The 12,512-nt window shown below is 63.4% G+C and carries 4 protein-coding genes and 3 rRNA genes; 2 read left to right on the top strand and 5 right to left on the bottom strand.

Translation table 11 applies throughout. The annotated features are described in order from the left end of the window. Positions 1-338: 338 nt before the first annotated feature. The 5 genes from rrf to tyrS all read right to left on the bottom strand — a co-directional run bounded on the left by rrf (position 339) and on the right by tyrS (position 8,512). Positions 339-455 (bottom strand): 5S ribosomal RNA (gene rrf, locus KSO97_RS11990). 157 nt (positions 456-612) lie between these two features. Further along, positions 613-3,748: ribosomal RNA gene (locus KSO97_RS11985) — 23S ribosomal RNA — on the bottom strand. Positions 3,749-4,262: 514 nt separating this feature from the next. Continuing rightward, positions 4,263-5,794: ribosomal RNA gene (locus KSO97_RS11980) — 16S ribosomal RNA — on the bottom strand. The 16S, 23S and 5S rRNA genes sit together here, the layout of an rRNA operon. Before the next feature lie 402 nt (positions 5,795-6,196). Beyond that, on the bottom strand, positions 6,197-7,237 hold the full coding sequence (locus tag KSO97_RS11975; RefSeq protein WP_232679152.1) for an alpha-hydroxy acid oxidase: 1,041 nt from the start codon (positions 7,235-7,237) through the stop codon (positions 6,197-6,199). A gap of 3 nt (positions 7,238-7,240) precedes the next feature. Further along, positions 7,241-8,512, bottom strand: a complete 1,272-nt coding sequence (tyrS, locus tag KSO97_RS11970; protein WP_232679150.1) for a tyrosine--tRNA ligase — start codon at positions 8,510-8,512, stop codon at positions 7,241-7,243. A 129-nt stretch (positions 8,513-8,641) separates the two neighbouring features. Between tyrS and KSO97_RS11965 the strand changes: the two genes are divergently transcribed. Both KSO97_RS11965 and KSO97_RS11960 read left to right on the top strand, forming a co-directional pair. Next, positions 8,642-10,054: a serine/threonine-protein kinase gene (locus KSO97_RS11965; RefSeq protein ID WP_232679148.1), complete on the top strand. Its 1,413-nt coding sequence runs from the start codon at positions 8,642-8,644 to the stop codon at positions 10,052-10,054. Beyond that, the gene (locus tag KSO97_RS11960) at positions 10,051-12,507 is read left to right on the top strand and encodes a hybrid sensor histidine kinase/response regulator (RefSeq protein WP_232679146.1); all 2,457 of its coding nucleotides are present in this window, start codon (positions 10,051-10,053) and stop codon (positions 12,505-12,507) included. The genes KSO97_RS11965 and KSO97_RS11960 overlap by 4 nt, the downstream gene beginning before the upstream one ends. The last annotated feature ends 5 nt before the right edge of the window (positions 12,508-12,512 follow it).

The following is a 12,512-nucleotide window of genomic DNA, read 5'->3' as shown; positions in this document are numbered from 1 at the left end:
ACGGCCGGACCGACCGCCGTCGCGGCGAACCTGGGAGGAACGACGTCCGTCGGCGCCGGCGCTGCCAGCTCCACCTCTCTCGCCGTCGCGGCCACCCGACCGACTGTCACGGCCGCTCGTCGATCGCCCAGCGCCACCGCGAACACCATCACGTCGCGCGCTGTCGCCACCTCGGGCACGCGGGTTCTCGCCGCGCTTGCGCCGGTCCTCAGCCACGATGGCCGCCTCTCGTTCCCGTTGTTCTGTTCGATATGTCGGACACGTCGCGTCCAGACTAGAGCGACCATGCCCTAAATGGCGTAGAGGCCACCTTGCGGTGGCCTCTACGGCGAATGTTTGTTCGGCGGCGTCCTACTCTCCCACAGCCTCGCGGTTGCAGTACCATCGGCGCTGGCAGGCTTAACTTCCGGGTTCGGGATGGAGCCGGGTGTTTCCCTGTCGCTATGGCCGCCGTAACTCTGTGAAACACACCCCATCTGGTGGGGGTGTTGGTTTACGGGGTTTGTGTGTGGTGTGGACGCGAACACGGCATCAACACATGCCCCGGAGTACAGGGTGGTGTTGTACACGAATATGTGTGTGTTGTTGTTTGTGGTGTTGGTTGAGGGTTTGTGAGGCAAGCCCTCGGCCTATTAGTACCGGTCGGCTGGGCATTGCTGCTGTACACCTCCGGCCTATCAACCCAATCATCTGTTGGGGGCCTTAACCCACAAAGGGGTGGGAAACCTCATCTTGAAACGTGCTTCCCGCTTAGATGCGTTCAGCGGTTATCACTTCCGAACGTAGCCAACCAGCCGTGCCCCTGGCGGGACAACTGGCACACCAGAGGTTCGTCCATCCCGGTCCTCTCGTACTAGGGACAGCCTTTCTCAAGTTTCCAACGCGCGCGGCGGATAGGGACCGAACTGTCTCACGACGTTCTAAACCCAGCTCGCGTGCCGCTTTAATGGGCGAACAGCCCAACCCTTGGGACCTACTCCAGCCCCAGGATGCGACGAGCCGACATCGAGGTGCCAAACCATCCCGTCGATATGGACTCTTGGGGAAGATCAGCCTGTTATCCCCGGGGTACCTTTTATCCGTTGAGCGACGTCGCTTCCACATGCCGACGCCGGATCACTAGTTCCGACTTTCGTCCCTGCTCGACATGTCTGTCTCACAGTCAAGCTCCCTTGTGCACTTACACTCGCCACCTGATTGCCAACCAGGCTGAGGGAACCTTTGAGCGCCTCCGTTACTTTTTAGGAGGCAACCGCCCCAGTTAAACTACCCATCAGGCACTGTCCCTGATCCAGATCATGGACCTAGGTTAGACATCTAGTACGACCAGAGTGGTATTTCAACGTTGACTCCACAAACACTGGCGTGAATGCTTCACAGTCTCCCACCTATCCTACACAAGCCGAACCAAACACCAATACCAAACTATAGTAAAGGTCCCGGGGTCTTTCCGTCCTGCCGCGCGTAACGAGCATCTTTACTCGTAGTGCAATTTCGCCGAGTCCATGGTTGAGACAGCGCCCAAGTCGTTACTCCATTCGTGCAGGTCGGAACTTACCCGACAAGGAATTTCGCTACCTTAGGATGGTTATAGTTACCACCGCCGTTTACTGGGGCTTAAATTCTCCGCTTCAACCACCGAAGTGGTCTAACAGGTCCTCTTAACCTTCCAGCACCGGGCAGGAGTCAGTCCGTATACATCGTCTTACAACTTCGCACGGACCTGTGTTTTTAGTAAACAGTCGCTTGGGCCTGGTCTCTGCGACCATCACCGCTTCCCGGAGCAAGTCCGTTCACGGATCAGGTCCCCCTTCTCCCGAAGTTACGGGGGCATTTTGCCGAGTTCCTTAACCATGGTTCACTCGATCGCCTTGGTATTCTCTACCTGATCACCTGAGTCGGTTTAGGGTACGGGCGGCGCATAGCTCGCTAGAGGTTTTTCTCGACAGCATAGGATCACCCACTTCCCCCATCAGGGGTCGGCATCACATCTCAAGCTCGACATCAAAGTCAGGGACCCGGATTTGCCTAGGTCCCGCCCTACATGCTTACCCACGCACTACCATCGGCGTGGTTGGGCTACCTTCCTGTGTCACCCCATCGCTTGACTACTACCGGATCGGATCCCATGCTCCACTGCGCCCCCTCACCCCGAAGGGATCAGTAAGCACAGCTTCGGATGGTTAGCATCACCGGCCTCATCATGGGCGCTATTTTGCCGGTACCAGAATATCAACTGGTTGTCCATCGACTACGCCTGTCGGCCTCGCCTTAGGTCCCGACTTACCCAGGGCAGATTAGCTTGACCCTGGAACCCTTGATCATTCGGCGCACGGGTTTCTCACCCGTGATTCGCTACTCATGCCTGCATTCTCACTCGTGTCAGCTCCACCCCAGGATCACTCCGGAACTTCACCGCTGACACGACGCTCCCCTACCCATCCACACACCCTTACGGGCTCACCGGAAAACCGGGTGTGAATGCCATAGCTTCGGCGGATGACTTGAGCCCCGCTACATTGTCGGCGCGGAATCACTTGACCAGTGAGCTATTACGCACTCTTTCAAGGGTGGCTGCTTCCAAGCCAACCTCCTGGTTGTCACTGCAACTCCACATCCTTTTCCACTTAGTCACCGCTTAGGGGCCTTAGCTGATGGTCTGGGCTGTTTCCCTCTCGACTACGGAGCTTATCCCCCGCAGTCTCACTGCTGCGCTCTCACTTACCGGCATTCGGAGTTTGGCTAACGTCAGTAACCTGGTCGGGCCCATCGGCTATCCAGTGCTCTACCTCCGGCAAGAAACACACAACGCTGCACCTAAATGCATTTCGGGGAGAACCAGCTATCACGGAGTTTGATTGGCCTTTCACCCCTATCCACAGGTCATCCCCTCAGTTTTCAACCTAAGTGGGTTCGGTCCTCCACGCGGTCTTACCCGCGCTTCAACCTGCCCATGGATAGATCACTCCGCTTCGGGTCTTGATCGCGCTACTCAAACGCCCTATTAGGACTCGCTTTCGCTACGGCTACCCCACACGGGTTAACCTCGCAACACAACGCAAACTCGCAGGCTCATTCTTCAAAAGGCACGCCATCACCCCAACACCCACAAGGGGCAGCCGGGCTCTGACGGATTGTAGGCACACGGTTTCAGGTACTATTTCACTCCCCGCCAGGGGTACTTTTCACCTTTCCCTCACGGTACTTGTCCGCTATCGGTCATCGAGAAGTATTTAGGCTTAACGGGTGGTCCCGCCAGATTCACACAGAATTTCAGGAGTTCCGTGTTACTTGGGAAATCACTCGACAGACACAGACTTACAACTACGGGGCTATCACCCTCTACGGCGCCGCTTTCCAACGGGCTTCAACTTCATCTGTGTTTTCTTACTGTCTCACCAGCCGGCAGACCGATATGAGCGCTCCCACAACCCCTGCCCCGCAACCCCTGCCGGGTATCACACGAAACAGGTTTAGCCTGATCCACTTTCGCTCGCCACTACTCGCGGAATCACTATTGTTTTCTCTTCCTATGGGTACTGAGATGTTTCACTTCCCCACGTTCCCTCCACACGCCCTATTTTATTCAGGCGCGGGTAACCGCACATGACTGCGGCTAGGTTTCCCCATTCGGACACCCCCGGATCAACGCTCGGTTGCCAACTCCCCAGGGCTTTTCGCAGGCTCCAACGTCCTTCATCGGCTCTCGATGCCAAGGCATCCACCATGTGCCCTATCACACTTGCCAACACAAACACTCAACCAACACCACAACCAACCACCACACCCACCTCACCGGCAGGCACGAGACAAGCCACAGCACCAGCTGAATCCAGCATCAACAACACGTGACAAACAACAACTATCTACAACAAATATGCTGCAAACAGAGACACACACTACATATAAACACCAACCCACCACACCACACCCACACCCAGACAAAACCAGGGCAGATGCGATACAAGGCGGGCTAGATGCTCGCGTCCACTATCCACTTCACAAACACCAAGAAACCAACCAGACCCAACCCGCAACCAGCGAGCGAGCACCTGATGCCTCAGGGCCCAACAGTGTGCCAAACCCCACCCACCCAGAAAGACCCGCGTTCCACACCCACAAAGAGGCAGTACTAACAAGCCAACCCAGACAGGAAGACTCTTCATCGACGGATCCACCAACGAACATCCACTCCACACCAACACCCCAGACACCCACAACGGGCACCCAATCGCGTGGCGTGCGTAATGCATGCTCCTTAGAAAGGAGGTGATCCAGCCGCACCTTCCGGTACGGCTACCTTGTTACGACTTCGTCCCAATCGCCAGCCCCACCTTCGACGGCTCCCCCCTACAAGAGGTTAGGCCACCGGCTTCGGGTGTTGCCGACTTTCGTGACGTGACGGGCGGTGTGTACAAGGCCCGGGAACGTATTCACCGCAGCGTTGCTGATCTGCGATTACTAGCGACTCCGACTTCATGGGGTCGAGTTGCAGACCCCAATCCGAACTGAGACCGGCTTTTTGGGATTCGCTCCCCCTCACGGGATCGCAGCCCTTTGTACCGGCCATTGTAGCATGCGTGAAGCCCTGGACATAAGGGGCATGATGACTTGACGTCATCCCCACCTTCCTCCGAGTTGACCCCGGCAGTCTCCTATGAGTCCCCACCATAACGTGCTGGCAACATAGGACGAGGGTTGCGCTCGTTGCGGGACTTAACCCAACATCTCACGACACGAGCTGACGACAGCCATGCACCACCTGTACACCGGTATCAAAGAGACCCACATCTCTGCAGGCTTCCGGCGTATGTCAAACCCAGGTAAGGTTCTTCGCGTTGCATCGAATTAATCCGCATGCTCCGCCGCTTGTGCGGGCCCCCGTCAATTCCTTTGAGTTTTAGCCTTGCGGCCGTACTCCCCAGGCGGGGCGCTTAATGCGTTAGCTACGGCACGGAACCCGTGGATGGATCCCACACCTAGCGCCCAACGTTTACGGTGTGGACTACCAGGGTATCTAATCCTGTTCGCTCCCCACACTTTCGCTCCTCAGCGTCAGAACATTCCCAGAGAACCGCCTTCGCCACCGGTGTTCCTCCTGATATCTGCGCATTTCACCGCTACACCAGGAATTCCGTTCTCCCCTGAATGCCTCAAGTCTGCCCGTATCGAAAGCAAGCACTCGGTTAAGCCCAGTGATTTCACTCCCGACGCGACAAACCGCCTACGAGCCCTTTACGCCCAATAATTCCGGACAACGCTCGCACCCTACGTATTACCGCGGCTGCTGGCACGTAGTTGGCCGGTGCTTCTTCTCCACCTACCGTCACCCAACAAAAAGCTGGACTTCGTCGATGATGAAAGAGGTTTACAACCCGAAGGCCGTCATCCCTCACGCGGCGTTGCTGGATCAGGCTTCCGCCCATTGTCCAATATTCCCCACTGCTGCCTCCCGTAGGAGTCTGGGCCGTGTCTCAGTCCCAGTGTGGCCGGTCACCCTCTCAGGCCGGCTACCCGTCGAAGCCTTGGTAGGCCATTACCCCACCAACAAGCTGATAGGCCGCGAGCACATCCCCCACCCATAAAAGTTTCCACACACAGCACATGCGTGCGTGCGTCGTATCCGGTATTAGACACCCTTTCGAGTGCTTATCCCAGAGTGAAGGGCAGATTACTCACGTGTTACTCACCCGTTCGCCGCTCGTGTACCCCCGAAAGGGCCTTACCGCTCGACTTGCATGTGTTAAGCACGCCGCCAGCGTTCGTCCTGAGCCAGGATCAAACTCTCCATAGAAAGAATCAAACCCAGCAAAACAAACCCCGACAAAAAAGCATTTGCCAGAATCATTGCCGAAAAAAACAAACCCAATCAAAAAGACAGGGCATACAAACTAATTCCGTCGACTATGACACACTGTTGAGTTCTCAAACATCAGACGCACTCAGCGCACACCGAATCACTCGGCCCACGAAGGCACTGGTTCCGGATCCTGATCCTCAGATCTGGTGTCACGCTCACGCGCGCACCTTGATGATCTGACTCCTCAGAGTCCGAAGGTGGCCGCCTTGGGGCCGAGAACCCGACTGACCGTCTTGTTCTCCGCCGCTCCCTGGCGACTTCGAGAACATTAGACACTTCCCTGCTTCCTTGCAAATCGAACGCGTGTGGCGCGGGCCACATCCGCGTTTGCCCAGGTCAGGGCCGGGGTAGCGCGGCGCTCCGCACGTCGTGCACGCTCGCTGCGCCGCACAGCCGCAGCGACTCGACGACGTCGTCGAGCATCGTTCGGCACAGCTGTCGAACCCCGGGCTCTCCGTGCACCAGGGCGTACAGCGGCTGCCGGCCCAGGAAGACTGCGTCGGCGCCCAGCGCATACGCGGTCACCAGGTCGAGAGCGGAGCGGATGCCACCGTCGACGTAGAGCTCGATGTCTCGACCCACCTCGGCTCGCACGGCCGCGAGTGCGCGAGCCGTCGTCGGCGCGCGGTCCAGTTGCCGCCCGCCGTGGTTGGAGATCCAGACGGCTGCGGCACCGGCCACACCAGCGACGTGCGCGTCCTCGGGTCGCAGCACGCCTTTGACCACGACCGGCAGCCCGGTGAGGTCGGACAGCCAGCCGACGTCGTGACGCGTCAGGTCCAGCGCCTTCGCCGACCCGGCACGATCCTCGTACCCGGGATCGAAGTTGACCCTCAGCATCGTGGGGTCGACGACGTCCCACACCGTCGGAGTGCTCGCGTACTTGGTCGCCACGACCGGGGTGTCCACGGTCAGGACGACAGCCTCGGCCCCGGCCTCGCGTGCCCGATCGAGCAGCGGGACGGCGAGGTCGCGTCGTTGCGGGAGGTAGCACTGGACCCACCAACGCACACCGGTCGCGGCGATCTCGGCGAAGGTCGAGCCGGCGTTGCTCGACACGACGAGCAGGCCGTCGGCTGCGGCTACCGCGCGCGCCATCGCGACTTCACCCTCGGGGTGGACGGCGCGCTGGAGCGTCGTCGGAGCAACTCCGAACGGGAGGCCCTGCGATCGACCGAGGATCGTCACCGACGAGTCGACATCGGTGACGTCACCGAGGACCCCGGGCCACAGGTCGATCTCGCGCCATGCCTCGACGGCGCGCCGTGCCACTCGACCTTCGCCGGCGCCGTGGTGGAGGTACTCGAAGACAGGCGCGGGCAGAGCCAACCTCGCTCGCTCCTCGAGCGAGGCGAGCCAGCGCCCGTCCGCGGTCATCGTTCAGCGCACCTCGACGCCGGCGAACTTCTTCTTCCCGCGCCGCAGGACCACCCACGCGCCACCGAGAAGGTCGCCTTCGTCGAGGGTGGAATCGACGCCCTCGACCCGCACGTTGTTGACGTACGCGCCACCCTCGTCGATCGTGCGGCGCGCTTCTCCTCGGCTGGCGACGAGCCCCGTCGACACCAGCAGGTCGACGATCGAGGGGAGCTCGGCGGAACGCTCGATCGGCGTCACCCCCGCCTCACTCAACGCCGCGGCCACCGTCGCGGTGTCGAGCTCCCGCAGGTCGGCTCCACCGAACAGGGCCGCGGCCGCTGCCCTGGCCTGCGCGGTCTCGTGCTCCCCGTGGACGAACGAGGTGACCTCGTCGGCCAGGCGCTTGTGCGCCTGCCTCAGGAAGGGCTTCTCGGCATGGGCGGCTTCGAGAGCCTCGATCTCCTCGTGTGAGAGGAAGGTGAACAGACGCAGCATCTCGCCCACCTTCACGTCCTCCACGTTGAGCCAGAACTGATGGAAGGCGTAGGGCGCCATCATCTGAGCGTCGAGCCAGAGCGCGCCACCCTCGGACTTGCCGTACTTGGTGCCGTCGGCCTTGGTCACGAGCGGTGTCACGAACGCGTGGGCGTGCCCGCCGTCGGACCGCCGGATCAGTTCCGCGCCCGCCGTCACGTTGCCCCACTGGTCGGTGGCGCCGAACTGCAACGTGACGCCGTGGGTGCGGTACAGGTGCAGGTAGTCCATCGACTGGAGCAGCACGTAGCTGAACTCGGTGTAGCTGATGCCGGCCTCGAGACGTTTGCGCACCGTGTCGCGGGCCAACATCCGGTTGACCGGGAAGTGCTTGCCGACGTCGCGGAGGAAGTCGATGATCGAGAGGTCCGCGGTCCAGTCGTGGTTGTTCACCATCGTGGCGGCGTTCGCCCCCTCGAAGGAGAGGAACGGCTCGATCTGTCGACGGAGCCGTTCGGTCCACTCCTTCACGGTGTCACCGTCGTTGAGAGTCCGTTCGCCGGAGTCGCGCGGATCGCCGATCATGCCCGTCGCCCCGCCAACGAGGAGGAAGGGCGTGTGGCCGGCGTCCTGAAGACGACGAGCAGTGACCAGCTGCAGCAGGTTGCCCATGTGCAGGCTCGGGGCGGTGGGATCGAATCCGACGTAGAAGCGCACGCTGCTCGTCGACAGCGCCTCTCGGAGCGCCTCGCGGTCGGTGCTATCGGCCACCAGCCCGCGCCACTCCAGGTCACCGAGCAGGGCTGAATCCACGGTCACGTCGTCGTGCCTCTCATCGTCGCGCGTCTTCTTGTGGGTCCAGCCTGCCGTATCTCACGCTCCCCCGTGTGGATGGGATCCCACCTGGACGACGCTCTACCGTGGATCCCGGCGGGAAGGACGTTGAACGTGATCGGTGGCAGATACAGCCTCGACCGGGAGATCGGTCGAGGCGGGATGGGCGCGGTCTGGCAAGGCCACGACTCCGTGCTGGATCGACCGGTCGCGATCAAGCGGGTCGGCGCCGCCCCCGACCGCGATGCCTCCGAGAACGCGGTCCGCGCCGAGCGGGAGGCCCGCCTGGCTGCCGCGCTCCCCCACCCCGACATCATCGGCGTCTTCGACCTCGTCGAGGACGGCGACCAGCGCTGGCTGGTGATGGAGTACGTCGCCGGACAGAGCCTGGCCGATCTGGTGCGCAGTCAGGGTCCGGTGCCACCGGCCGTCCTCGTCCCGATCCTCGCACGCTGCGCTGCGGCCCTCGCCGCGGCCCACGAGCAGGGGATCGTTCACCGCGACGTCAAGCCGTCCAACATCCTGGTCGGCGACGACGGGACCGTGCGACTGACCGACTTCGGCATCGCCCGCGCCCTGACCGATGTCGGACTCACCCAGACCGGGCTGGTGACAGGGTCCCCCGCCTACCTCGCTCCCGAAGTGGCCTCGGGGGCGAGTGCGACGACGGCGAGCGACGTCTGGTCGCTCGGCGCCACCCTCTTCCACGGCCTCGTCGGACGCCCGCCGTACGAGGTGGGCGACGACGTGCTCGGGACGATGTACCGGATCGTGCACGAGGAGCCCCCGCGCCTGGACGACGGCTCCTCCCTCGACGCACTCCTGAGCGTCACGATGGTGCGAGACGCAGGGCGGCGATGGTCGATGGCCCAGGTCGCCCAGCAACTCGCCGCGCTGGCCGCGGCCGACCAATCTCACCAGGTGCCAGCAGCGATCCTGCCGCTGACGCCCGCATCGGGACCACCCGGCGTGACGCGGGTCGACGTCACCCATCACCTCCCGGCCGACCCGCCGCGCGCGTCACACGGCTCACGGCGACGTGCTGCCCTCCCCCTCGTCGTCGGCGGGATGATGGCGCTGCTCATCACCGCCATCGTGGTGCTTCTGGTGCAGGCGGATCCGCAGGACGCCGCTCTACCGATGCGCGGGAGCGAGACGTCGCAAGGGGTCGAGGACGAGGAGACCGACCCCGCGGACACACCTTCGAGCCCGAGCACGCAGGCTCCGACCAACGAACAGATGGAGAATTTCATCGAGTCCTACCTCGCGACGGCGAGCTCAAATCCGTCGCAGGGATTCGCCCAGCTCACGCCGGAGTTCCAGCGCAGGAGTCCGGGCTACCAGAACTTCTGGGGCAGCGTTCGCAACCCGAGGTTGCTGGACTTCGAAGCCGATCCGGAGAAGCTCACCGTGACGTATCGCTACCGCTACAACCTGGTGGGCAAGGGACTCAGGGTCGACACGGTGAACCTCCAGCTGGTCGCCGTCGGCGACAGTTTCCGCATCGCGGCGGAGCCGAGGCGATGAACGCCCACGACCGACGTCGGGACGTCGAAGCGGCGCTGCGCGACGAGGTCAACCAGAGCGCCTTCATGCGCACCGTGGCGACGATCGCCAACGAGGCGCACTCCCTGCGCGAGGTCCTCGCTCTCGCACGGCCCGCGCTCGTGGCCCACGACGACTGGCGACGGGCGTGCGGCTTCGTCATCGAGCCCTCCGGCGCGGACGGCGCGACCGACGGCGACCTCCTGGCGGTCGACGACGACGCGACCGCCGAGGAGATCGCGCTGGCCGAGATGGCGCGCGAGGCGCGCCGGCCGGTCTGGGACACGGCACGGCTGATGATCGCCTTCCCCATCATGCTCGGCGACAGCGTGCACGCCGTCGGGACGATCACCTCGGACCCACCGCTGACGCGCCACGCGATGATCGAGCAGATGGTGACCGACGTCGCCGTCCAGCTCAGCCGGGTCGCCGAGCGCGAGGAGACGGCGCGACGCCTCGCCGAAGCACGCGACGCGGCCATGGAGGCATCCCGCCAGAAGTCGGACTTCCTCGCCACGATGAGCCACGAGATCCGCACCCCGCTGAACGGGATCGTCGGTTTGAACGAACTGCTGCTGCGGACCAGCCTGGACGGCGAACAGCATCGATTCGCCAGCGGGATCCAAGTCGCCTCCCGAGCATTGCTCGACGTCATCAACGACGTGCTCGACTTCAGCAAGATCGAAGGCGGCCAACTGGAGATCGAGCGCGTCGAGGTCGACGTGCGCTCGGTGATGGACCAGGTCGTGCGGATGCTGGCGGCCAACGCACGAGACCGCCACGTCGACCTGATCGTGGCGTGCGACCACGACATCCCGACCGCCGCGCTCGGCGACCCCACGCGTATCTCGCAGGTGTTGCTCAACCTGCTCTCCAACGCCGTCAAGTTCAGCCCGGGTGGCAGCGTCGAACTCCACGCGGGCGTCGAGTCGCGCCTCGACGACGACGTGGTGATCCGGTTCGAGGTGCGCGACACCGGGATCGGCATCGAACCCGACCAGGTCGCCCGCATCTTCGAGCCCTTCACGCAGGCCGACGCCTCCACCACCCGGCGCTTCGGAGGCACCGGACTGGGGCTGGCGATCGCACGGGCAGTCGTCGCGGCGATGGGCGGGCGAATCTCCTACGCGCCGAACCCCGACGGGGGCAGCGTCTTCGCGTTCACCGTGCCAGTGGGCCAGAGCTCCCACGTGACCAACGCGCTCGACGACCATGCGCGTGCAGCACTGTCCGGGCGGCGCGTGCTCATCGTGGATGCTCAGCCGTCCCGCGCGCGCGCACTTCGAGAGCTGCTCGGGTGGTGGCGCCTGCGCGCCTCGACGGCCGTCGAGCAGACTCACGCCGTACTCGCACTGCGCCAGGCCGTGAACGCCGGGGACCCCTACGAGCTCGTCGTCGTGCAGGCCGCCAGTGCCTCCGAGGTCGACGCGTTCGTCGGCCTGGCCGGGCACCGTGCCGGACTCGGACGAACCGTCGTGTTGGCACTGCTCGGCGACGACACGACTCCGGCCGTCGCCGACGTCGCACCCGTGGTGTTGCAGCGCCCGGTCACCAGCGATCACCTCCGGACGACGCTCCTGGACCGGTTGGCCCCCGTGAGCACACCCCCGCTGATGCACTCCCCGCCCACCCAGCCCGCCGCTGCCGCGCATTCGGTCCTCGTGGTGGAGGACAACCCGGTGAACCAGATGGTCGCGACCGGGATCCTGCGGGGGATGGGCCATCTGGTCGCGATCGCCCAGCACGGTGAGGAGGCGCTCGACCTGCTGGCGAAGAACACCTACGACGTCGTCCTGATGGACGTCCAGATGCCGGTGCTCGACGGATACGAGGCGACGCGGACGCTGCGCGAGCGCGAGTCCACGACGGGCCGACACGTGCCGGTGATCGCGATGACGGCGACGGCCGTGGACGGCGAGCGGGAGCGTTGCCTCGCCGCGGGGATGGACGACTTCCTCACCAAGCCCGTCGACCCCGGCGCCCTGGCGACGCTGCTCGATCGGTGGGTGCAGAGCGGCGAGCAGCCGACGCAGGCTCCACCTGCGACGACCGTCACGACGGACCTGCTCGCAGGTGCCCCGAGAGGCAGCCTCGACGTCGAGCGGCTCGAGATGCTGCGCGAGATCGACCCCGGCGACACCTCCTACCTCCAGCGCGCGATCGGGAACTTCCAGGTCAACTCCCAAGCCGCCGAGGACGGCGTGCGGGCAGCGATCGCAGCCGGCGACCCGGTCGTGTTACGCGCCGTCGCGCACAAGATCACCGGCAGCGCGCTGAACCTGGGTCTGGTGCGCGCCGGGGAGTCGTCACGGGCGCTCGAACTCGAGGGCGCCGCCGGCACGACGTCCGGACTCGACCCGCTGGTGGAGGAGTTCACCGCCGCGATGGCCGAGGGGCGCGCTCTGCTCGTGGACTTCCGCGACCGGTACCTGTGACCGGA

The organism is Nocardioides sp. R-C-SC26 (assembly GCF_021246465.1).
Lineage (GTDB): Bacteria > Actinomycetota > Actinomycetes > Propionibacteriales > Nocardioidaceae > Nocardioides.
The sequence above is the reverse complement of the archived record's forward strand: the minus strand, read 5'-3'. Positions and strand labels throughout refer to the sequence as shown.